Annotated in this window: 18 protein-coding genes; 7 read left to right on the top strand and 11 right to left on the bottom strand. The window is 57.5% G+C overall.

The window, feature by feature from the left end; genetic code table 11:
- Window positions 1-66: 66 nt before the first annotated feature.
- From bamJ to F7R06_RS21370, 3 genes are all read right to left on the bottom strand, one after another.
- On the bottom strand, window positions 67-684 hold the full coding sequence (bamJ, locus tag F7R06_RS21360; RefSeq protein WP_090325294.1) for a BamJ family beta-barrel-assembly machinery protein: 618 nt from the start codon (window positions 682-684) through the stop codon (window positions 67-69).
- A gap of 121 nt (window positions 685-805) precedes the next feature.
- Entirely contained in the window at window positions 806-1117 is a 312-nt protein-coding gene (locus F7R06_RS21365; RefSeq protein WP_090325295.1) for a DUF6482 family protein, read from the bottom strand.
- Window positions 1118-1239: 122 nt separating this feature from the next.
- Complete coding sequence (locus tag F7R06_RS21370) at window positions 1240-1728, bottom strand: TIGR00645 family protein (protein WP_090325297.1); 489 nt, start codon at window positions 1726-1728, stop codon at window positions 1240-1242.
- Between the two features lie 170 nt (window positions 1729-1898).
- On the opposite strand from F7R06_RS21370, the gene F7R06_RS21375 reads away from it, so the two are divergent.
- A complete protein-coding gene (locus F7R06_RS21375) occupies window positions 1899-3728 on the top strand; it encodes a hypothetical protein (RefSeq protein ID WP_090325299.1) in 1830 nt (609 codons plus the stop codon).
- 3 nt (window positions 3729-3731) lie between these two features.
- On the opposite strand, the gene F7R06_RS21380 is transcribed toward F7R06_RS21375, so the two are convergent.
- Window positions 3732-4073: a PA4575 family protein gene (locus F7R06_RS21380; RefSeq protein ID WP_047533476.1), complete on the bottom strand. Its 342-nt coding sequence runs from the start codon at window positions 4071-4073 to the stop codon at window positions 3732-3734.
- A gap of 319 nt (window positions 4074-4392) precedes the next feature.
- The gene (locus tag F7R06_RS21390) at window positions 4393-6831 is read right to left on the bottom strand and encodes a Lon protease family protein (RefSeq protein ID WP_090325301.1); all 2439 of its coding nucleotides are present in this window, start codon (window positions 6829-6831) and stop codon (window positions 4393-4395) included.
- A gap of 279 nt (window positions 6832-7110) precedes the next feature.
- On the opposite strand from F7R06_RS21390, the gene F7R06_RS21395 reads away from it, so the two are divergent.
- The 3 genes from F7R06_RS21395 (at window position 7111) to F7R06_RS21405 (ending at window position 10218) form a co-directional block, all read left to right on the top strand.
- On the top strand, window positions 7111-7599 hold the full coding sequence (locus F7R06_RS21395; protein ID WP_090325302.1) for a DUF3015 domain-containing protein: 489 nt from the start codon (window positions 7111-7113) through the stop codon (window positions 7597-7599).
- A 136-nt stretch (window positions 7600-7735) separates the two neighbouring features.
- On the top strand, window positions 7736-9589 hold the full coding sequence (locus F7R06_RS21400; protein WP_090325303.1) for an Lnb N-terminal periplasmic domain-containing protein: 1854 nt from the start codon (window positions 7736-7738) through the stop codon (window positions 9587-9589).
- 134 nt (window positions 9590-9723) lie between these two features.
- Entirely contained in the window at window positions 9724-10218 is a 495-nt protein-coding gene (locus tag F7R06_RS21405) for a GreA/GreB family elongation factor (protein ID WP_090325309.1), read from the top strand.
- Here F7R06_RS21405 and gdhA read toward each other — a convergent pair.
- The 6 genes from gdhA to ettA form a co-directional block, all read right to left on the bottom strand.
- The gene (gene gdhA, locus F7R06_RS21410) at window positions 10215-11552 is read right to left on the bottom strand and encodes an NADP-specific glutamate dehydrogenase (RefSeq protein ID WP_090325311.1); all 1338 of its coding nucleotides are present in this window, start codon (window positions 11550-11552) and stop codon (window positions 10215-10217) included. The two genes, F7R06_RS21405 and gdhA, sit on opposite strands and share 4 nt — an antisense overlap.
- Window positions 11553-11771: 219 nt before the next feature.
- Window positions 11772-13064, bottom strand: a complete 1293-nt coding sequence (locus F7R06_RS21415; RefSeq protein WP_090325312.1) for an aspartate aminotransferase type Ic — start codon at window positions 13062-13064, stop codon at window positions 11772-11774.
- 37 nt (window positions 13065-13101) lie between these two features.
- Window positions 13102-13437 carry an AzlD domain-containing protein gene (locus F7R06_RS21420; RefSeq protein WP_090325313.1) on the bottom strand — a complete coding sequence of 112 codons (336 nt, stop codon included), beginning with the start codon at window positions 13435-13437 and terminating at the stop codon, window positions 13102-13104.
- Window positions 13434-14147 carry an AzlC family ABC transporter permease gene (locus F7R06_RS21425; protein WP_090325314.1) on the bottom strand — a complete coding sequence of 238 codons (714 nt, stop codon included), beginning with the start codon at window positions 14145-14147 and terminating at the stop codon, window positions 13434-13436. The genes F7R06_RS21420 and F7R06_RS21425 overlap by 4 nt, the downstream gene beginning before the upstream one ends.
- An 87-nt stretch (window positions 14148-14234) precedes the next feature.
- A complete protein-coding gene (locus F7R06_RS21430; protein ID WP_090325315.1) occupies window positions 14235-15101 on the bottom strand; it encodes a sugar phosphate isomerase/epimerase family protein in 867 nt (288 codons plus the stop codon).
- A 522-nt stretch (window positions 15102-15623) separates the two neighbouring features.
- Window positions 15624-17288 carry an energy-dependent translational throttle protein EttA gene (gene ettA, locus F7R06_RS21435; protein ID WP_090325316.1) on the bottom strand — a complete coding sequence of 555 codons (1665 nt, stop codon included), beginning with the start codon at window positions 17286-17288 and terminating at the stop codon, window positions 15624-15626.
- Between the two features lie 286 nt (window positions 17289-17574).
- Here ettA and F7R06_RS21440 point away from each other — a divergent pair, with 286 nt between their 5' ends.
- The 3 genes from F7R06_RS21440 (at window position 17575) to F7R06_RS21450 (ending at window position 23645) form a co-directional block, all read left to right on the top strand.
- Window positions 17575-21423 carry a sensor domain-containing protein gene (locus F7R06_RS21440; RefSeq protein WP_090325317.1) on the top strand — a complete coding sequence of 1283 codons (3849 nt, stop codon included), beginning with the start codon at window positions 17575-17577 and terminating at the stop codon, window positions 21421-21423.
- Between the two features lie 177 nt (window positions 21424-21600).
- Window positions 21601-22854 (top strand): serine hydroxymethyltransferase, encoded by a 1254-nt coding sequence (glyA, locus tag F7R06_RS21445; protein ID WP_090325318.1) that lies wholly within the window; start codon window positions 21601-21603, stop codon window positions 22852-22854.
- Between the two features lie 227 nt (window positions 22855-23081).
- Complete coding sequence (locus F7R06_RS21450; RefSeq protein ID WP_090325319.1) at window positions 23082-23645, top strand: hypothetical protein; 564 nt, start codon at window positions 23082-23084, stop codon at window positions 23643-23645.
- Window positions 23646-23885: the final 240 nt, after the last annotated feature.

Genomic DNA, 23885 nt, shown 5'->3' on the forward strand with positions numbered 1-23885 from the left:
AGGCAGCCCGCATTATCGTTGACGTCCATCGCGAGCAGGCTCGCTCCTACAGGTAATCAGCGGGTATTACAGAACGTCGAGCAGCTCGACGTCGAACACCAGAACGCTGTGCGGCGGAATGCTGCCAACGCCTTGAGCGCCGTAAGCCAGTTCGCTTGGCACGTACAGACGCCATTTGCTGCCGGCATTCATCAGTTGCAGGGCTTCGGTCCAGCCAGCAATCACGCCGCCAACCGGGAATTCTGCAGGCTGGCCACGCTCGTAGGAGCTGTCGAACACAGTGCCGTCGATCAGGGTGCCGTGGTAGTGGGTACGCACGGTGTCTTCACGGGATGGCTTGGCGCCTTCGCCAGCAGTCAGAACTTCGAACTGCAGGCCGGAAGCCAGGGTGGTGATACCGTCACGCTTGGCGTTTTCGGCCAGGAAGGCCAGGCCTTCGCCAGCGGCCGCTTCGGCTTTGGCTGCCGCTTCGGCTTGCATGATTTCGCGGATAACCTTGAAGCTGGCGGACATCTCTTCCTGACCCACGCGGCTTGGCTTACCGGCGAATGCGTCGGTCAGACCGGCCAGGATCGCGTCCAGGCTAACGCCCGGTGGCGGGTTGTCACGCAGCTGGTCGCCCAGCTGACGGCCAATACCGTAGCTGACGCGGGTTTCGTCGGTGGACAGATTTACTTCGGACATGACACTGCTCCGCTGTGCGGACGGCCCGGAAACTTGCCGTGCGTGCACAGCGCGTCCCGGAGCGCCCGGAATCAAAAGGGCCAGCAGACTAGCACAGATGCCATGGAGTTGATGAGGGACGTCAGCCCTGCTTTATGGAACGGAAGCTGATCGGCACCTTCAGACTTTCCTCGGCGCTGGCACTGAACCCGCACATTTCATCATGAACCGAAGTGTGCACAAGGTTGAACGGCAACTCGGGAAAGGAGTGCAGCACTTCACGGGCATGCTCGACCGAACGCAGGTGAAACATCTGTCCGCGAGCATCGCTCAACGGATACGCCGCGCCATGCATGCGCGCTTCCAGCAAGTAAATTCCACCTTCCATCGAAATCAGGTTCAGCTCATCGACCTTCCCGGCGACGGCATAGGCATTCAACTCTTGCAGGTTCATGAAGCACCTCACACAGGGGCGAGCCAAGACCTCTACAGGGATATGCCTCGGCGCGTCAAAGTACAAGCCACAAACGATGCCGCCCGTCTGTTTTGGCGAAATTCGTTGCGGCTTGCCCGGTGTCAGTGCTTGGTCAGCTTGTCCAGGTAACCCATGGCAAAGGCCGACACCACAAACGTCATGTGAATGATCACGTACCACTTCAAATGCTCGGGATCGACGTTCTTGGCGTCCATGAAAATCCGCAGCAAGTGGATGGAGGAAATGGCCACGATGGAAGCGGCCACTTTCATCTTCAACGAAGACGAATCCATGGTGCCCAGCCAGTTGAGCTTTTCCTTGTGGTCGTCGATATCCAGTTGGGAAACGAAGTTCTCGTAACCGGAAATCATCACCATCACCAGCAAACCGCCCACCAGCGCCATGTCGATCAACGACAGCAGCACCAGGATCAGGTCCGACTCGGCCATCGAAAAGACGTTGGGAATGACGTGGAAGACTTCCTGGAAAAATTTCAGTGCCAGCGCCAACAGTCCCAGGGACAGACCGAAGTAGATCGGCGCCAGCAGCCAGCGGGATGCATACATTGCATTTTCGACAAAGCGTTCCATTGAATCTCACACGTGGTTTGAAAATGGCCGCGAGTATAACAGTCGCCTGTCTTTACCCAAAAGCAGCCAGAAACCGTTGGGAAATCCGCCACCTGCGCGTGTGTATCAAAGTTTTTCTGCTAGTGTCCAAACTGTTGACAGCCCCGTGATATCGGACAGGAAGAGTGGAAATGGATGTGCGACTACCTTTGACGAGTGCTGGAATTTGCCTGGCCCTGTTGCTGGGCGCCTGCTCACCCGGCGAAGAAAAGCGTCAGGTCAGTCTTGAGGAAAGGACCGCGCAGTTCGAAAAATCCCTGGACGCCATCACCGACCCGAAACTCAAGGATGCCGTGGCTGAGCTGGGCGGCTCGCTATTGCTGCTAGAGCGCGCGCAACTCAAGCTCAACCGCAAACCCGTTGAAACCGAATACGGTGAGGACGCCCTCGCCGTACTCAAGCACTACCCAACGCCCCAGGCCCTGGTCGACACCTACGTCAACGGCCTCTTTGTGCTGCGCAAAGACTCCAGTTCCGACTACCTCACCGACCTGCAACCGGTCTTTCCCTTCAACTTCAACGCTCCGGCGGCGTTTCTGTTTCCCCATGGGCTGGAATGGCAGTCGGTCACGCTGAGCAACAAACGTGTCGTAACCTTTCAGCCCGAATGGTCGGAAACCGATCCGGGCATTCAGTTGAGCCCGTCGAGCTCCAGCCTGAACAACCCCGATGACCTCACGGTCACCTACCCGTTCATCGAAGGCCTGGACATCGACCACAAGAACCAGCCGCAACCGGTAAGCCTGCAAGGCAAGCTGGAAGTCATTGCGCCGCGCCGGCTCCACAGCTTCAACCTGACGAAAAAGGACGTGGGCCAGACTCGCACCGATGACAACCTCAGCGTCACCCTGCTCAAACTGGCCCAGAACTACGCCGAAATAGAATTCAACAACAGCGCGCCGCTTGCGCCGGAAATCGGCGACACCCCGCTCAATCCTCTGATCGTCCAGGCCAGGGACACCACCGGACAGTTCCTCACGCGCTCGGGCTCGATCAACGAAACCCCCACGCAAATCGCCTTCTACCAACAACAGCTGGCAAAAATGCAGCAGCAGAAGACCTGGAGCGAAGCATTCGGTAAACAGCTCGACGAAGAACAGCGCGCCTTTGAGAAGAAGCAGACCCGTCATTACTCGAAGGTGTATTTCAATGGGCCGATCGAAACCCTCGAAGTCAGCCTGCTGGATTTTCCCGGCGCCACCGTGACTCGCAAGGATTTGAACCTGCCGGTCCGTCGCTTCGACCGCAACACCACGGAGAAAACCATCCAGCCATTGAGCCTGCCGGTGGTGGTGTATGACGACCAGGCCACGACCTGGCTCAAAGGCGCGACGCTGACCGAGGAACAGCTCAAGAAAGGTGTCAGCATCAGCCAATCGGTGGATGACCCCAGCGCTGCACGGGTCGAATTCAGTCACCTGAGAAGTTTCAACGATGAACTGCTTGGCTCGTCCTTCAATCCCGGCGACAGCCCCGTCAGTTTCTTCACCGAGGACAGTCGCGGCAAACGCGACGAGCCCATCGAACTGCCGGCCGAGGCTTACCAGGTCGATCCGCTACGCGGCACGATCACCTACGACCTGAACCTGTTTCCGGAAACCCCGGCCTATGTGGTGGGCTCCATGCCGCTGTTCCTGGCGACGGTCGAAAAAAAGACCGTCGACGCCCATCAGTTGCCCAAGGGGCTTGAGCTAAAGGGCAATGCGCTGGTGGTGGATCTGAAAGTGTTTCCCGATCAGGACTGGCGTTTTTTCGCCAAGGATGACACCGGCAACTACCTGAAGGAAATTCTGGCGGTCAATCACGATGCGAGCCCGGAAGGTCCTGGATTATTTGCCGTGCATTACTTCTACGGGCAACCCACGCAGCTGGAAACCTATCAGCGAACTGACCTCGCCACTGTGCAATATGGTTTCGAGGTCAAGCTCGACAAGGCCGACACGTCCCATCTGGTCCAATAGCGATTAGTGCTCGGGCCGGAACTCGAAGCCACCGACGCTACGGCAACGACCACCGTTGATTTCCCGCAACTGGGCTTGCAGATGCAGGCACCAGATCTGCGGGTCATCGGCCAGTTCATAGCCGTGCAGGGTCAGACTTTCAACGATGGTATCGAGTATCGACTCAGCGACAAATGGGCCATGAAACGGGCCTTGAGCCTTGATGGCTGATGGTTGCTCGCCCGCCATTCCGGCGGCGAAGAGTAAGGTCCACATGCCCGTATCGCCTGCTAACGGCTTGATGGCGCATTCGATACGGGTCACAAGACCCAGGCATTGACGGGTGAGGCAGAGGTTGCGCGACATGGCGGCGACCCTCGTTAGATCCGGTATTCAGCCCCCACGGGAAGGCTGTCTCGATCCAGTGATTACTGTCGATATCCTTGAGCAGATAATAGAAGAAAAGTCTGACTAGCACGTCAAGTGAGACCAGAAGGCGCCGAATGGTCATAGTGTGAATATTGACGCCAGAGTGATGGCACTTTGGGATACGCACAAACAAATGTGGGAACGAGCCTGCTCGCGATAACAGACTGACAGTCAACAAACATGCTGAATGTGAATCCGTCATCGCGAGCAGGCTCGCTCCCGCAGTGGACCGGTTTAATCCATGGATTGTTTTGTATCAGGCCGGTTTGGCTTCGACCAGCGCCTCCTGCGCCGCTTCTTTCTCGGCTTCCTTGAGATCATCTTCGCTGATCATTTCCGCAATGACCCGCAAGCGTTCAACCACCCGCGCGTTGACACTGCCTTCAGGGAACTCGCCGTTCTCATCCGGCTCGCCCGCCGGCTCGCCGACCAGCAGGCTCAGCGCCTCGTCCGCCTGGCGCACAGCGTAAACGTGAAACAGCCCCGCGCGCACCGCCGCCAGCACTTTCTCGTCGAGCATCAGCGTCGCGACGTTGGCATGGGGAATGATCGCGCCCTGCTCGCCAGTCAATCCGCGGGCCTCGCAGAGACGGAAGAAACCTTCGATCTTCTCGTTGACCCCGCCCACCGCCTGCACTTCACCGAACTGGTTGATGGAGCCGGTGATCGCAAAACACTGCTTGAGCGGCGTTTTCGACAGGGCCGAGATCAGCGTGCACGCCTCACCCAGCGAGGCACTGTCGCCGTCGACGTAACCGTAGGATTGTTCCAGCGCGATACTCGCGGAAATCGCCAACGGGAATTCCTGGGCGTAGCGACTACCCAGGTACCCGGTGAGGATCATCACGCCTTTGGAGTGAATCGGCTGACCGAGGTTGACCTCACGCTCGATGTCGACGATACCGCTGCCGCCCGGATACACCGTGGCGGAAATCCGTGCCGGTACACCAAAGGCGGAATCGCCGACTTCCAGCACCGTCAAGCCATTGCACTTGCCGACGGCCGCGCCGTCGGTGTCGATCAGGATGATCCCGGCCAGCATGTCGTCGAGAATCCGCGCCGACACACGCCCGGTACGGGTGGCCTTGGCCTTGAGCGCACGCTCGATATGGCCGGCATCGGTCATTTCGTCGCCCGCCAGGTGACGGATGAAATCCGCTTCGCTGACCAACTGGAACAGATCGCCGATGCGCGCCGACAAACGCCCCTGGTGCTCAGCGAGGCGCGCGCTGTAAGTCGCCAGCCGCGCCACCGCATCGGCAGTCAACGGCGCCATGCCTTCTTCCGAAGTACGGGTTTTGAGCAACTGGGCGAATTGCTCCAGGCTCTCGTCGACCATCGGGATATCTTCATCGAAATCCACCAGGACACGGAACATCTCCTGGAAGTCCGGATCGAGGTCCTGCAGCGTGTAATAGAGCTGGCGGGCACCGATGATTACGACTTTGACCTGCAACGGAATGTTTTGCGGGGTCAGGGTCACGGTGGCCAGGCGCCCCAGTTCGCCAAGCGGCGATTCCATCTTCAGCTTGCGCGATTGCAGAGCGCGCTTCAGCGCGTCCCACACAAACGGCTCGCTGAGCATTTTTTCCGCTTCAAGGATCAGGAAACCGCCGTTGGCCCGGTGCAACGCACCCGGCCGCAGCTGCCGGTAAGTCGTGTACAGCGCGCCCTGGTCAGTGCTGTATTCGATGCGACCAAACAGGTTTTCGTAAGTCGGGTGCGGTTCAAACACCACTGGCGCACCGCCGCTGGTGGCATGACCGACCACCAGGCTCGGCGCGTATTGTTCTTCCAGCAGTTTGCGGGCGACGGCATCCGTCTTGCTGTCGTCCACCAGTTGCTCGACCACGGTTTTGAGCAGGTACACCTGCATGGCTTGCAGGTAACCGCACACGGCCGCGTTCTCTGCGTATTTCTCCGACAATGGAGAGAGCAACGGCTGCAGGGCCAGGGTGATGGTTTCTTCATTGAGGTGACGCAGCTGATTGCTCGACTCGCGCTTCCATTGCGGCAGACTGGCCAGTTCCTCGTTCAAACGCTCTTCCAGCGCTGAAATATCATCGTGGAAGCGATCACGCTCGGCTTCCGGCAACTGGGCGAATTCCGCCTCGTCCAGCGCCTTGCCCTCGGCCATCGGCGTGAAGGCGATGTTGCTGCTGTCGCGATAGAGCGCGACGTCCTTCTCCAGCGCCAGGCGCTCGATGACATCCAGCGCCTTGTCGTAGCGCTGGTTGAATGCGCGGTCGATGGCGCTTTTCTTTTGTTGATAGGACGGGTGCTCGAACACCGCTGGAAAGGTCGCCAGCAGGTTGTCGATCAAACCGTTGATGTCGCCGATGAAGGCACCGGCAGTGCCCGACGGCAATTCCAGTGCACGGGGCTCGCGTGGCTCATCGAAATTATTGACATAGACCCAGTCCGCCGGGGTCTGCTGGCGTTTGGCTTCGGCCTTCAGATAGCGTTTGACGAACGAAAACCGGCCGGTGCCGGGTTCACCCATGACGAACACGTTGTAACCGGGGCGTGGCATGGCCACACCGAACTGCAAGGCTTCGACCGCACGTTCCTGGCCAAGCACACCGCGGAAGGGCTCCAGATCATTAGTGGTAGAGAAGCTGAACTGTTCAGCGGAAAACGGACGGGTCAGCGCTTCAGGCGCTAGACGCAAGCTGGCAGCAACAGGATCAGGCATCGGGCTTCCTTACATCAGGCGGGGCAGATAGCGGCATTCTGGCGCTGCCCATGCCCGACTGGCAAGGAGCGCCTCAGGCCAAAGCATAGACAAGTCGAAACCGCGACGCAGAGCCACGCGAAATCACCGAATCCGTCGATTGTTTTGCAAAAAATCACGGAACCCCGTGATCCTGCCTAAACTCCAAACTGCGCGGCTGGACTAATAACCGGCCCAACTGGCGCCGGAACGGGCCACACCCCCTTTTCCATTGGTACGCATCTAAAAGAGAACAAAGCTATGAAACGGATTCTTCTCGGTACTCTCTTCACCGTTGCATCCCTCAACGCCATGGCTCAGGCGCCAGGCGGTCCGGATTGCGGTTGGGGCAACATGCTGTTCGAAGGTCAGCGTGGCACTCCGGCTCACTTCCTGGCATCCACCACCAACGGAACCTCCGGTAACGCAACCTTCGGCATGACTTCCGGTACCAACGGTTGCGCGACCAACGCGGCGCTGACCTATGGCGGCAAATCCTGGTTTGCCATGAATGGCATGATGAACGAGCTGTCCGAAGACATGGCTAAAGGTCAGGGCGAAGCGCTGACCACATACGCTGTGGTACTGGGCGTGGCGCCGGAAGACCGTGCGCATTTCGCCGCTGTCACTCACGAGCACTTCCAGCAGATCTTCAGCAAGGCCGACGTGACCGCTGAAGATGTGCATACCAACACCCTGGCCGTTCTGAAAAACGACCCTCGTCTGGCCAAGTACGCGACTCAAGCTTAAGCTCGAAGGGACCCCGCTTCCTTAGGGAAGCGGGTTTTGTTTTTTGGACCTGCCCCTCTTGGGTCTGCCAGCTCCTACGGTCAATTGGCATCCACCACTTTGGGTCTTTGTTTTTTTTCGAATTAAGTTGCCACTTATGCTCAAACGCCTTGCCTGGCTGGCGCTCTGTGTGTGCGCCCCGCTGTCCGCCGCGCCTAATGTCGATCCACAACGTTTGCAGCAACTGGCCAACGATCCTTTCTGGATTTCCCTGGGTCATTACGAAACCGCCAAGCTCGGCGGCTGGCGCAGCTACGTCAGTGACAAAAAATTCTTCCTCGCCACCGATGGCAACGAACATCCGGATCACGAACTGGCGGCCACCGTACAAGCGCTGTATGCCCCGGCCAGTGCTGGCGAACAGCATGCCCAATGCGTTTACCCGGCCCGCACCCGCTGGCTGAAAGCACAGCTCAACCTGACGGACCTGCCGACCCTGGACTGCGCTGAATTCAAACAGTGGTTCAAGGACGTTTCGCCCCACAGCACGGTGATGATTTTTCCAGCTGCGTACCTGAACAGTCCTTCGTCGATGTTCGGCCACACCCTGCTGCGTATCGATCAGGCTGACGTTCAGACCGACAAGACTTCGCTGCTCAGCTACGCGATCAACTTCGGTGCTTACATCGAAGGCTCGGACAACAGCATCCTCTATGCGTGGAAAGGCTTGATGGGCGGGTATCCGGGCCTGTTTGCGCTGGTGCCGTACCAGGAAAAACTCTCGGAATACCGCAGCCTGGAAAACCGCGACCTGTGGGAATACCGCCTGAACCTGACCCAGGCAGAAACCGCGCGCATGGTCGAGCACGTCTGGGAACTGAAACAGATCAAGTTCGACTATTTTTTCTTCGACGAAAACTGTTCCTATCGGCTGCTGGAGCTGCTGCAAGTGGCTCGCCCGAGCCTGCGCCTGACCGAGCAATTCCCCCTGACGGCCATTCCGACCGACACCGTCAAGGCGGTGAAAGAGGCCGGGCTGGTGGAGTCCATTCAATATCGGCCATCCCGTGAACGGGAACTGCTGAGTCGCGCCGAGCCGCTGACAGCCGAAGAACAACAATGGGTGCTGAAGATCAGCGCCGACCAGGAACAGTTGCAGGATCCGGCGTTCAAGGCAAAGCCCCGCGACCGACAGGCGCTGGTCATCGATGCCGCCTACCGACTCGAGCGTTACCGGGCCAATGGCCAGGAGCGCGACCCCGTACGGGCACAGCGCAGCTTTGAGCTGCTGCGGGCGATCAACCAGAACCCGGCACCGGAACTGGACATCCCGCAACCCGGCCTGCCGGAAGACGGTCACGAATCGCGCACCTGGCAAGCCGGCCTCGGCACCCGGGGCGACAAGGCGTTTGGTGAATACGGCTTGCGCATGGCCTATCACGACCTCAACGACAACGCCGAAAGCTTCCCTCTCGGCGCGCAGATCGAAATCCTCCAGCTCAAACTGCGCCAGTACGAAGGCAATGACTGGCAGTTGCAGCAACTGGATCTGGCGACCATCCGCTCCCTGACCCCGCGCAACGAGTTGCTGCAGCCCCTGTCGTGGCAGGTCACCGGTGGACTGGAGCGGGTGCCGGGCAAACATGGCGACCAAACCCTGGTGAGCCACGTCAACGGCGGCGGCGGTGGTACCTGGCAACTGGGCGACGATACGCTGGGTTTTGCCCTGGGTACCGTGCGCCTGGAGCACAACAATGACTTCGCCGGCTTTATTGCCCCCGCAGCAGGTTTCAACACCGGCGTGCTGTGGAAAAACCCGCTGGGTAACTTCAGCCTGGAGGCCAAGGGTGATTACTTCACCAACGGCGAAGTGCGCCGTGGCCTGAGCCTGAACCAGCAATGGGAATTGTCGCGAAACCTGGGATTACGCCTGAGTGCCCAGCGCGAATTCAGCCAATTGGCCACGCCCGAGAACGAAGTGATGCTGGAGGTGAAGTGGTATCACTACTAAGTCAAACATAACGTGTCACCCTGTCGGAATGAACGTGCCGCCCGGGGATGCCATTCGCCACAGGTCGCTGACAGACATCCCTCGAAACTAAAAGCCTGCAACCATGGCCCAAATCCTATACCGGGAGAAAAACCATGAGTCGCGCCTTCGTCAATGAAGATAATGCCGCTGCACAAGCCGATCAGCCGGTCGAACGACAGGTCAGCGCGCAGCCCAACTACGTCACCCCCTCCGGCCTGACCCAGTTGCAGGAAAAAGTCGCCGAACTGCAAACCCTGCTGGGAGAGCTGAACGCCCAGGGTGACCTGGCCGACAAGCAGCGCGAAGCTGATCTTCAGCGCGACTTGAGGTATTTCAGCCAGCGCCTGCAAAGCGCTCAAGTGGTGCCTCCCGCCAGCTCAAAGAAGACAGTGCAGATCGGCAGCCGGGTGACGTTTGCGGACGAGCACAACTACGAGCAAACGGTGCAAATAGTGGGCGAGGATCAGGCCGATGCGACGGTCGGCCTGATCAACTGGGCGTCGCCGCTGGGCCGGGCGTTGCTCGGGGCGCAGCTCGGCGACGAGGTGCTGTGGCAACGCCCGGCCGGCGATCAACTGATTGAAATCATCCGCATCGAACCGGCTTAAACCACGCCTTGGGCGAGCATGGCATCGGCGACTTTGACGAAGCCGGCGATGTTCGCGCCTTTGACATAGTTGACCTGGCCGTTCTCTTCCCCGTAATGCACGCAGGCATGGTGGATCGATTGCATGATCGCGTGCAGCTTGCTGTCCACTTCACCACCGGTCCACAGCAGGCGCATGGCGTTCTGCGACATCTCCAGCCCGCTCACCGCAACACCACCGGCGTTCGACGCCTTGCCCGGCGCGAACAAAATGCCCGCTTCGATAAACAGATCCACCGCCTCCAGGGTGGTCGGCATGTTCGCCCCTTCCGCCACACAGGTGCAGCCATTGCGCAGCAGCGCACGGGCCGCCTCGGCATCCAGTTCATTTTGCGTGGCGCACGGCAAGGCGATGTCGCAACTCAGCCCCCAAGGGCGCTGGCCGGCGAGAAACTCCAGGCCAAAACGGCCGGCCAATTCGCTGATGCGCCCACGCTGGACGTTTTTCAGTTCCAGCACCGCTTGCCATTGCGCTTCGGTCAAACCGCTTTCGCAGTACAGCGTGCCTTCGGAATCGGACAGTGAAATCACCTTGCCACCCAAGTCCATGACCTTGCGCGCGGCGTACTGCGCCACGTTGCCCGACCCCGAAATCGCCACGCGCTTGCCTTCGACGGTTTCACCGCGACGCTTGAGCATTTCCTCGGCGAAGTACACACAACCGAAACCCGTGGCTTCCGGGCGAATCAGGCTGCCGCCGTAACTCGGGCCTTTGCCGGTCAGCACGCTGGTGAACTGGTTGCTCAGGCGTTTGTACTGGCCGAACAGGAAACCGATTTCTCGAGCGCCGACGCCGATGTCCCCGGCCGGCACATCGACGTCAGCACCGATGTGGCGATACAGCTCGCTCATGAAGGCCTGGCAGAAGCGCATGACCTCCGCATCGCTTTTACCTTTCGGGTCGAAGTCCGAGCCACCCTTGCCACCGCCCATGGGCAATGACGTCAGCGAGTTCTTGAAGGTCTGTTCGAAAGCCAGGAACTTCAATACCCCAAGATTCACCGACGGATGGAAACGCAGGCCGCCTTTGTACGGGCCGATGGCGCTGTTCATCTGGATACGGAAACCGCGATTGACCTGGACCTTGCCCTGATCATCGACCCAGGAAACCCGAAAGACGATCGCCCGTTCCGGTTCGCAAATCCGCTCCAGGATGCCCGAGGTCAAATAACGTGGATTGGCTTCAAGGAACGGCCACAAACTACGCAAAACCTCCTCCACGGCCTGGTGGAATTCAGGCTGATCCGGGTCGCGTTTTTTGAGGCGGGCAAGGAAGGATTCGACGGATTCGATCATGGAAAAGTCTCGGCAAATTTTTTGTCGTTGGAAGAGATCGGGCCGGACTGTAACAAACGACTTGCGCACAAGAACAGCGCATAATGTCGCATTTATGAATTTAAATGGTGCACGGATGTAATTTTTCCGTGCATCAAACCAACTTAATGCACCCAAACAGGGATCTCCAACTCCGGCGACGCACGGTTTTGGAGGCCTCGACTACTGGGCGGTGATGATTCAAGGTCCGTTACCGGAACACTCGTTCTGAGCAATGGCGAGCAACACACATACCACCAACGCCTTAGCCGCCATGGACAGCGTATCAAGGTCCAGATAGGTGGGTGCCAGCCGAATCGTGCGGTCGTGCGGATCCGTCCCGCCGGGGTGAGTCGCACCCGCTTGCGTCAGCGCGACACCTGCCTGGAGCGCGAGCCTTACGGCCAGGGAAGCGCATCCCTTGGGCAAATCGAGACTGACAAAATACCCGCCCTTTGGCGTAGTCCAGGCCACCTGCCTCACATCGGCCAAACCTTGCAACAACTCGGCCTCAAGTCGCTCGAATTTTGGTGCAAGCAACACCCGATGCTTCTTCATGTGATCAACCAGCCCCTTACTGCTCCCAAAGAACAGCAGATGACGCAACTGATTGACTTTGTCTGGGCCAATCGTCCGGCTCCTGCGATGTTTTAACCACCAGGCGAGGTTTGCCCGCGATGATCCAAAAAAAGCCAGACCGGCTCCCGGCAGCAGAATTTTCGAAGTTGATGCGAATACCAGAGGTCGATCAATATGCCCGGCCTCTTCGCATAACTTCGCCAGCGGTTGATTCGGTACTTCGTCGTCGGTCAAATGATGGACGGCGTAAGCGTTATCCCAGAGCAGCACGAAGTCGTTGGCTGCCGTGGGCATCTTCGCGAGCCTTTCCACGGTGTCATTGCAATAGATCGCACCCGAAGGGTTGCTGTATTTGGGAACGCACCACATGCCTTTGATTGCAGGGTCTGAGGCCACCAACCGCTCAACCTGATCCATGTCGGGGCCCGTCTCAAGAAGAGGAACCGGTACCATTTCCATACCGAACTCCTCGCACATCGCGAAATGCCGGTCATAACCCGGCACAGGGCAAAGAAACTTGATCGAGGGCTCCTTTATCCAAGGCCGTGGACTTGTGCTGAATCCATGACTGAACGCGTAGCCGAGCGCCTCGTGCATCAAGGCCAGACTGGAGTTTTCACCTACTGCGATCTGCTCGGCTGGTAGCCCCAGCAACACCTCGGCGACTAATTCCCGCAGTTCCGGCATACCTTGCAGGCAGCCATAATTTCGCCAGTCAATCAAACTCCTGGAAACGAAATCGGAAGTTCCGGGTAGCGAGAGGTAGGGGTTGGCCAATTGCAACTGCGCTGGCGAGGGCAATCCTCGGGTCATATTAATATCCAGCGCGGCTTCCATGACCCGCGCATAGCACACCTCTAGCTCTTGACGCGTTAGCTGGCTCGGCGGCTTGTCAAACCCTGCAAAAAAATTCATCCCTGATCACCCCAAATGGTTTCACGACCCAACCGGATCAAAGTGCATATAAAAGAACTGCATACACAACAGCACAACACAACAACGACTTGATAACACTTCGCGTATAGGCCGCAACAAAAAATGACAGACCTATTACCATCAACTTTATAAGCTGAGCCATTTCAAAATGCTTCAACCAATCTTCAAATAAAACATCACCAAATGCTATCGAGTAAATAATCCCACCAGTTACCGCGCAAGCTGCATAGTTCAAGAAAACATATACACTGCCTTCTCCACTAACTTTAAACCTTCTAAAAATCAACACCGGCAGAAAACGCAAACCATACGAAACGCTTGCCGCAATCAATATCAGACTCCAATTACTCATGACTTCTTACCACTTACCTTGTCAGCAAAAATAAACACCGCCCCCAGCAACAACGGAACAACGAAAACGTGATACATACCCAGCCAGGCACCCACCACGGGCGTAGCAGCAAATCCTATTGCGGTAGCTGCAACAGGCTTCCACTTCGGCCAGGACATCCCGACAAGCGCAGTAAAATGAATAGGCAGGATCATTGCGATCAGTGCATAGGCCATGACACCCAGATCAGCACGAATGACATAACCCAGTAGCGTGGCAAATACAGCAACTGACAAGCTGGATAGACCACACCCAAGATAGTAACGATAACTGTCATGATGGTTGTCTTTTTTCGAATTGGCTAATGTAAAGGTTGATACGGAAAGCAATTGTACCGACCATATCATTTTCGCCAGGGATACCGACTTGAATTGCTCGCACAGCACCGAAGACATAATGAGGAACCGGAAATTCACCACGAGCGTAATCATGATCAACGTCCAAACACCTATATTCCCGTCTGATTGCCCGATAAATACCTGCAAGGGAGCAGCGTGCACAGCCAATGTCATCACGATGGATTGAGTCAGGGAAAACCCGGCCGAAGCCAACAGGACCCCGATGGAAAAAAACATGAACATGAACGCTAAACAAACAGGAATCGAATCAATACAACCGTTAAAAAAAGCATCACTTTTACTACGACGAATTTTTTCTTGAAAAGCGCCCACAAGGACTCCTTGATTCGAATGGGAATCAGCACGATTTCTTGGTGATTCAGGTCGCCTGCTGCCAAACGACCCGAGGGACTACCCGTATCAATCGACTTTGCCTGCAAGGCGACTGCCAATGGCTTTCAGATGCGCAAGGCTTTCAGACAATGTACTGCCACGTGTTTCGAACCCGATCAGACCTCGCCACTCATGCTTCATTATTGCTTCGACAAGCCCGGGATAGTCCAACGACCCTCTGCCTAGCGGAAAGTGTGAATCGCGGTCCCCTTTATTATCGCTGAACGACATACCCACTACATGCTGATGTAACCGCTCGAAAACCGCTACCGGATTTCCGTCATTGACATGGGCATGTGACACATCAAAAAAAAACTTCAACCCGGGTACGTTATCCAAGACTTCAACATATTCATCTTCGGTAACACATATGTAGTAGAACGGATGAAACCTCGTATAGTTACTGAGGTTTTCCAGCCATATTTCAACATTACGCTGGCGTGCATATTCAACCAACTCACCCAGATTATCGATAAGCATGGCCAGCCCGGTGCGGCGAGCCTCAATGACCAGACGCGGCTCTACGATACCACCACCATGAACTATGACAGGTGCACCACCCAAAGATGCACTCAGGTCTACTTCGCGCTTTATATAGTCAAGGGCGGCGCCACCCAATTCAGGCACATCGCTGCCTAGAGGGGCCTTGAAGTTTCCATGATAAACAGGCTTAACGTTGAGCCTCCCCATCGTTTCCTGCAGGGCTTCTATCCGACTGGTCGTCCATTCCGCTGGTCGCTCCCCCGGCAAACTCCCATCGATATACCAGTGACTATAGCCTTGGGCGGCAGCTTCAAGAATGCCCTGTTCGGCTTTCAAGTAGTTCTGCTGAGCAACGCCATTCATATATTCAGGCCATACATTTCCATGAGCATTTGCTAGATTTTTTGTCATTTTATCCCTCTACTTCGGCAGTATCGCGCGACACGTCACAAGGCGATGTCACGCATACAAATAATCAGCCCGCCCAATAACCAGCGTTAAAATCAGAAACACTCGAATCAGCGGTCTTTTATTTATTATTTAACGTCAGGCTGTTATTTCAACCAACCAATAGAACACCGAGGCACCATAGCTGACCAGCCAATAATTGAAACCCGACAACCATTACAGAATATAAACCCCTGAAAAACCTCAGTCCTGAAATATCAAACCTGCCCCTTAACGAATGCATTGATAGCGCGACTCAACGCAAGAAAACAGCGCAATGACAGAAAACCTCGTGAGACACATCACCCTCACAACTTGTTACTGTCGAATACGAAAACTTACTCGTGCCTAGAACCTTTACTTACAAACCATCCACTTTCAGGCAGACAAAAAAAATCCGACGCCTTGGAAGACATCGGATTTTTTTCCATTAGTCGTTGTTCCGTCGCCAGGACTAGACCAACAAACTCACATCACCGACCCGAATCAGGCCAGCTTCTTGTGGCGTACCCGATGCGGCTGGGCAGCGGCTTCGCCGAGGCGCTTTTTGCGATCGGCTTCGTACTCGGTGTAGTTGCCTTCGAAGAACACTGCTTGCGAGTCGTCCTCGTACGCCAGGATGTGAGTGGCGACGCGGTCCAGGAACCACCGATCGTGAGAGATCACAATGGCAGCGCCCGGGAAGTCCAGCAGGGCTTCTTCCAGGGAACGCAGGGTTTCAACGTCGAGGTCGTTGGACGGTTCGTCGAGCAGCAGGACGTTGCCGCCCTCTTTCAGGGTCAGGGCCAGGTGCAAGCGACCGCGCTCACCACCGGACAGGTCCTTGACGAACTTCTGCTGATCGCCACCCTTGAAGTTGAAGCGACCGACGTAGGTGCGCGACGGGATCTCGTAGTTGCCGATGCGGATCTGGTCGGAACCATCGGAGATTTGCTGGAACACGGTCTTGCTGCCGTCCAGGTCTTCGCGGCTCTGATCGACGCACGCTAGCTGCACGGTTTCGCCGACTTCGATCGAACCCGAATCCGGCGTTTCCTTGCCCATCAGCATGCGGAACAGCGTCGATTTACCGGCACCGTTACCACCGATCACGCCAACGATGGCGCCTTTAGGCATGGAGAACGACAGGTTGTCGATCAACACGCGATCGCCGTAGCCCTTGGAGACGTTCTTGAACTCGATGACCTTGTCGCCCAGGCGCGGACCGGCCGGGATGTAGATCTCGTTGGTTTCGCTGCGCTTCTGGAATTCCTGCGATTGCATTTCTTCGAAGCGTTGCAGACGAGCCTTGGATTTCGACTGGCGGGCCTTGGCGCCTTTGCGCACCCATTCCAGCTCTTCCTTCATGGCCTTTTCGTGAGCCGACTGCTGCTTGGACTCCTGGGCCAGACGATCGGACTTGGCTTCCAGCCAGCCCGAATAGTTGCCCTCGTAAGGAATGCCCGCGCCGCGGTCGAGTTCGAGGATCCAGCCAGCCACGTTGTCCAGGAAGTAACGGTCGTGCGTGATCGCGACCACGGTGCCCGGGAAGTCGTGCAGGAAGTGCTCCAGCCAGGCGACGGAATCGGCGTCCAGGTGGTTGGTCGGTTCGTCGAGCAGCAGCATGTCCGGGGCGGACAGCAGCAGGCGGCACAGCGCCACACGGCGCTTTTCACCACCGGACAGGTGTTCGACCCTGGCATCCCAGGCCGGCAGACGCAGCGCATCGGCGGCGACTTCCAGTTGGCGCTCCAGGTTGTGACCGTCGCTGGCCTGCAGGATCGCTTCGAGCTTGGCCTGTTCGGCAGCCAGTTTGTCGAAGTCGGCATCCGGATCGGCGTAGGCGGCGTAGACCTCATCCAGACGCGCTTGCGCGTCCTTGATCACGCTGACGGCTTCCTCGACCACTTCGCGCACCGTCTTGGTCGGATCGAGCTGCGGTTCCTGCGGCAGGTAGCCAATGTTCAGGTCCGGCATCGGACGGGCTTCACCGTCGAACTCGGTGTCGACGCCCGCCATGATTTTCAGCAGCGTGGACTTACCCGAACCGTTGAGGCCGAGCACGCCGATCTTGGCGCCAGGAAAGAAGGACAGGGAGATGTTTTTCAGGATTTCCCGCTTCGGTGGCACAACTTTGCCCAGCCGATGCATGGTGAATACGTATTGAGCCATGGAGAACCTAGGGTCAGTGACAGATGAATGATTAAAGCGCAGACGATGCCTGGCCAGACCGTGCGCGTCGTCCGCTTAATGGAGACCAAGGCGTGCGCGCTGAAAAAAGTCTGATTTTAGGAGCTGGAACGCTCCCGCGTAACCCGCAAAGCTACCTCAATGACAGATGGCCGTCCAGCCGAGCGGGGCTGGCACTTTGCCACAACTCAAGGCATGCTAGCCGCCCTTCGGGCGTCCGGCTTATAGTGCACGTCGCGCCAGTCCAGCCAAACCGCAGGATTTAAGTTTGTCCAACGTTCCTCCGTCCCTGACCACCAGCGCACCGACAACGGCGCCCGGCGCGACCCTGCCCGGAACACTCAAAGGCGCGCTGGCGATGCTCGTGCTGTTGCTGCTCGCCTTGCTGTTCTGGCAGCTGCTGGATCAACTGCGCGAAACCCAGAAAACCCAGCGTCAATACACCATCGATTACACCGCTGACCTGGCCGCACAGGTCAGTCTGAATATGGCGCTCAACGCGCAGATCGCTCTGAATCTGCTACCGATCGTCGAACAACCGCAAAGCACCGACGAACAGCAGGAGCTGCTGCGCAAGCTGCAGAAATCCTTGCCAGACCTGATCAGCCTGACCTTGCTCAGCCCGTCCGGAACCATCCTCACTGACAGCGCACCCAATAGCGAAGACGCTGATTACCTGAGTGAACTGGTACGCCGCAGCAGTGCCCAGCCCCACTACTTCAGTAATGCCGTCGACGGCTCGGTGGTGCATCTGCTGTTGCACCAGGCCAGCGGCAGCACACGTGGCTACTGGGCCTTGCGCTTCAAACCGACGTTTTTTTCATCCCTGACCAAACTGAACGAAGCGTATGGCCGTCCGCAGTGGCTGGTGGAAAACCGCTTCAATCACCAGATCATCAGCCGCGATGAAGCGCTGCCTTTGATCAATCCGGGAATGCTGACCCAGGACGATCTGGCCAACAGCGTGCTGACCGTGCCGCTGAGCAGCAGCGACTGGCAAATGCGCGGCCTGTTCGATCGGCAGCGTGTGCTCGAAGAACTGCTGCCGGCGTTCATCGGCAAATGCCTGTTGGGCCTGGCCTTCTCCATGCTGCCTTTTATCGCCCTGCTCAACATGCGCCGTCGTCAGCGCCTGTTGCATGAAGGCCGGCGACGTTATCAGGAGATTTTCGAAGGCACCGGCGTGGCGTTGTGTGTGCTCGACATGTCCGGCCTCAAGTCCCTGCTCGACAGGGCCCAATTGCAGAGCAACGAGCAGCTGCAAGCCTGGCTGGCAGTCCCGGAGCAACGCCAGCAATTGCTGCAGGAGCTGCGCATTACCGAGGTCAACCAGGTCGCCCTGCAACTGCTCAACGTCACCACGCCCGATCAAGCCTGGAAATTGCTGGTCGACGGCAATCCGCTTGAGGGCAGTGCCATCGGCAATCAGGTGCTCCAGGCGGTCCTGAACCAGCAGAAACAGCTGGAACTGGAAATCAAACTCCAGGACGCCGGTGGTCGTGACCAGCACCTGTGGCTGGTGCTGCGCCTGCCGGAAAATCCCGAGGACTATAACGCGGTGATCCTGAGCATCACCGACATCACCAGCCGCAAGCTCGTCGAGCTGTCGCTGCTGGAGCGCGAAGGGTTCTGGTCCGACGTGGTGCGTACCGTACCCGATCACCTGTACGTGCAGGAAGTGATCAGCCAGCGGATGATCTTCAGCAACCACCACCTGGGGCAGACGCTGGGCTATAACCGCACCGAGCTGCAACAGCTGGGCGAGTACTTCTGGGAAGTCCTCCTGCACCCCGACGACGCCGACTTCTACCGCCGCTCGCGTCAGACCCAAAGGCAGGCCGGTTACCGCCAGCTGATGCAGTGTCAGTTGCGCTTCCGTCACCGCAACGGCCAATGGCGGCGCTTTGAGATACGCGAGCAGGCTCTGGCGCGGGACAAGTACGACCAGGTCACGCGGATCATCGGCGTCGCCAAGGACATCACCGACCAGCTCGAAGCCAGCGAGTCACTTCGCGACAGCGAACAGCGTTACCGGATGCTCGCCGAAAGCATCAGCGACGTGATTTTCTCCACCGACAGCCGCCTGGTACTCAACTATGTCAGCCCGTCGGTGCACGCCGTGCTGGGCTATGACGTCGAGTGGATTTTCCAGAACGGCTGGCAATCGACCATCGCCAACCCGCAGCAACTGGCCGGCATCTTCAATCTCATGGACCGGGTCAGCAAAGCACTGGATAAACCCGATCAACTGGCACTGTTGCGCAGCCAGGTACAAACCCAATTGTTCCTCTTCGACTGCCTGCGGGCCGACGGGCGCAAGATTCCCATCGAGTTGCGGCTAGTGCTGGTCTGGGACGAGCATGGTGCTTTCGAGGGTGTGCTCGGGGTGGGTCGCGACATCAGCCAGCAACGCCGCGCCGAGAAAGACCTGCGCATGGCGGCCACGGTTTTCGAACACTCGACCTCGGCGATCCTGATCACCGACCCGGCCGGCTATATCGTCCAGGCCAACGAGGCATTCAGCCGCGTCAGCGGTTATGCCGTGGAGCAAGTACTCGACCAGTTGCCCAACATGCTGACCGTCGACGAACAACAGGAAGCCCATCTGCGTTACGTCCTCAAGCAACTGAGCCAGCACAGCACCTGGGAAGGTGAAGTCTGGCTCAAGCGCCGCAATGGTGAGCACTATCCGGCCTGGGTCGGCATCACGGCGGTGCTTGATGATGAAGGCGACCTGGCCAGTTACGTATGCTTCTTCACCGACATCAGCGAGCGCAAGGCCAGCGAACAGCGGATTCACCGCCTCGCCTATTACGACGCCCTGACACACCTGCCCAACCGCACACTATTCCAGGATCGCCTGCACACCGCGTTGCAAGCGGCGGAACGGCAAAAGTCCTGGGTGGTGCTGATGTTCCTCGACCTTGACCGCTTCAAGCCGATCAATGATTCCCTGGGCCACGCCGCCGGCGATCGCATGCTCAAGGAAATGGCCACGCGCCTGCTGGGTTGCGTCGACGATGACGACACCGTGGCGCGGATGGGCGGCGACGAGTTCACCTTGCTCCTGCAACCGCGGGCCAATCGCCAGATCGCCTTGAACCGGGCGATTCATGTGGCCGAACAGATTCTCGCCAGCCTGGTGAAACCCTTCGTGCTCGAAGGTCGGGAGTTCTTCGTCACCGCCAGTATCGGCATCGCCCTCAGCCCGCAGGACGGTAATGAACTCAGCCAGTTGATGAAGAACGCCGATACCGCGATGTACCACGCCAAGGAACGTGGCAAGAACAACTTCCAGTTCTACCAGGCGGACATGAACGCCAGTGCCCTGGAGCGTCTGGAGCTGGAAAGCGATTTGCGCCACGCCCTGGAGCAGAACGAATTCGTGCTGTATTACCAGCCGCAATTCAGCGGCGACGGCAAGCGCCTGACCGGAGCCGAAGCGCTGCTGCGCTGGCGTCACCCGCGACGCGGCCTGGTACCGCCGGGGGACTTCATTCCGGTGCTCGAAAAGCTCGGCCTGGTGGTGGATGTCGGCGACTGGGTAATCAGCGAGGCTTGCCGTCAGTTGAAGAACTGGCACCTGGCCAAGGTGCGTGTGCCGAAGGTCTCGGTGAACATTTCCGCCCGGCAGTTCTCCGATGGTCAGCTCGGCACGCGGATCGCCACCATTCTCAAGGAAACCGGCCTGCCGCCGGCGTGCCTGGAGCTGGAGCTGACCGAGAGTATCCTGATGCGCGAAGTCAGCGAGGCCATGCAGATCCTCGACGGCCTGAAAAACCTCGGGCTGAGCATTGCGGTCGACGACTTCGGCACGGGTTACTCATCGCTCAACTACCTCAAGCAGTTCCCGATCGATGTGCTGAAAATCGACCGCACCTTCGTCGACGGCCTGCCGTCGGGTGAACAAGATGCACAGATCGCCCGGGCAATCATCGCCATGGCTCACAGCCTCAACCTGGCGGTGATCGCCGAAGGCGTGGAAACCCACGAGCAGCTGGATTTCCTGAGGGAGCACGGTTGCGATGAGGTCCAGGGCTACCTGTTCGGCCACCCGATGCCGGCCAACAAGTTTGAACTGCAGTTCAGCAATGATGCGCTGTACATGTTTGACTGAAGTCTTTCGGTGCTGCTGATGCCCTATCGCGAGCAGGCTCGCGAAAAGGCCGGCACATTCACCGCTGATCCCGTCATGAAGCCCACTTGTCTGCGACATGATGTCGTTTCATATGCCATCTAAAACCCGTTGGGTTAGAATGCCCCCCTTTTCCGCCCCCGATCCTTGAGGACCGCCATGTTCAGCCGTGATTTGACTATTGCCAAGTACGACGCCGATCTCTTTGCCGCCATGGAGCAAGAAGCTCAGCGCCAGGAAGAGCACATTGAGCTGATCGCTTCGGAAAACTACACCAGCCCTGCGGTGATGGAAGCTCAAGGCTCGGTACTGACCAACAAGTACGCCGAAGGCTACCCGGGCAAGCGCTACTACGGTGGTTGCGAGTACGTAGACGTGGTCGAGCAACTGGCCATCGACCGTGCAAAAGAGCTGTTCGGCGCCGATTACGCCAACGTCCAGCCACACGCTGGCTCCCAGGCCAACGCGGCTGTTTACCTGGCCCTGCTGTCGGCTGGCGACACCATCCTGGGCATGAGCCTGGCCCACGGTGGTCACCTGACCCACGGTGCCAGCGTTTCGTCCTCCGGCAAGCTGTACAACGCCATCCAGTACGGCATCGACGCCAACGGCCTGATCGACTACGACGAAGTCGAGCGCCTGGCGGTTGAGCACAAGCCGAAAATGATCGTGGCTGGTTTCTCTGCCTACTCGCAGGTTCTGGACTTCCCGCGTTTCCGTGCAATCGCCGACAAGGTGGGCGCCTACCTGTTCGTCGACATGGCCCACGTGGCCGGTCTGGTCGCCGCTGGCGTCTACCCGAACCCGGTTCCATTCGCTGACGTCGTGACCACCACCACCCACAAGACCCTGCGCGGTCCACGTGGCGGCCTGATCCTGGCTCGCGCCAACGCCGACATCGAGAAAAAGCTGAACTCCGCCGTGTTTCCTGGCGCCCAGGGTGGTCCGCTGGAGCACGTGATCGCTGCCAAGGCGATCTGCTTCAAGGAAGCGCTGCAGCCTGAGTTCAAGGCTTACCAGCAACAAGTGGTGAAAAACGCCAAGGCCATGGCCGGCGTGTTCATCGAGCGCGGTTTTGACGTCGTGTCCGGCGGCACTGAAAACCACCTGTTCCTGCTGTCGCTGATCAAGCAGGAAATCTCCGGTAAAGACGCCGACGCCGCTCTGGGCAAGGCGTTCATCACCGTGAACAAAAACTCCGTGCCGAACGACCCACGCTCCCCGTTCGTGACCTCCGGCCTGCGCTTCGGCACTCCGGCCGTGACCACTCGTGGCTTCAAGGAAGCAGAGTGCAAGGAACTGGCTGGCTGGATCTGCGACATCCTGGCTGACCTGAACAACGAAGCGGTGATCGACGCCGTTCGTGAGAAAGTCAAAGCCATCTGCAAGAAGCTGCCGGTATACGGTGCTTGATAAGCCCCGCTAGACCGCAGTAAAAGAACCGGCCAGAGATGGCCGGTTTTTTATTGCCAGAATAAATACAAGCAACACATTTAATAAAACACCCCCAAGCGACTCAGACCGCCTGTTTCAATATCCCTCCATTTAAATCCTTGCAACACACGCAATTCCAAAAACCAATAAAAACTACTTAACCTGAAACCCGCCTCATCCAACAAACTTAATGAACGGGTTACATAATGAATAGCAATACCGAAAAATCTTTCATCGCCACATTGAGAATGTTTGACCATAAAGTAAACCTACTTGAAGAACTCCATGGCAAACCGGCCATGGCCACCATTAAACACTTTAGCGGCGGCTTCTTTACCGGCAAGCCGCAGACCCAGAATCACTCCAGCCGGCTTGGCATATGCCCCAACGAGAAGATCGGTGAGGTGAAGTCATTGACGCTGCACTTCCGGCATACGGCCGATGGCTACATACTCTCAATAAAAAATACAGGCGAATATTACAATCACATCATCTGTGAAAAGTCGCTGGATACTTTTGGGGCCATTGACCCTGACACTGATGAGCCGACAGTCTTTACCCTCCTCAACCAACAAGGCGAACCTGTTACATTGGACAATCTGCGACACACTCACTCAGCCGTTTCACTCAAGATAAAAAACAAACACTACTGGGGTGGACTCAAACTAAATGGCTCGCCCTATGTTTATCTTGGCAAAACCGAAGAGCGTTCAAAGATAACTTTCATCCTGAGCATTATTCAAAGAAACGTAGCTCACACCTCGTCCTGAAACACCCTTCAGTGTTTGAAAAGAGCGCCTCTGGAGCACCATCGACTGATGGGATTCGGAGGCTGACACGCGATGCCACCTCGACCACCCCCTGAAAATCGGCAGCCATTGCCGATTTTTTCTGCCAACCGCTCAAAACCAGAGCATTGCGCCCAACTGGTAAGACCGGTAAAGCCAATTACTCAATTTTCACTTGCGATCATCCGCATTTGGTGCCTAGACTGGCCCTGCACTGGACAT

This window comes from Pseudomonas moorei, assembly GCF_008801475.1.
GTDB classification, from domain to species: Bacteria; Pseudomonadota; Gammaproteobacteria; order Pseudomonadales; family Pseudomonadaceae; genus Aquipseudomonas; species Aquipseudomonas moorei.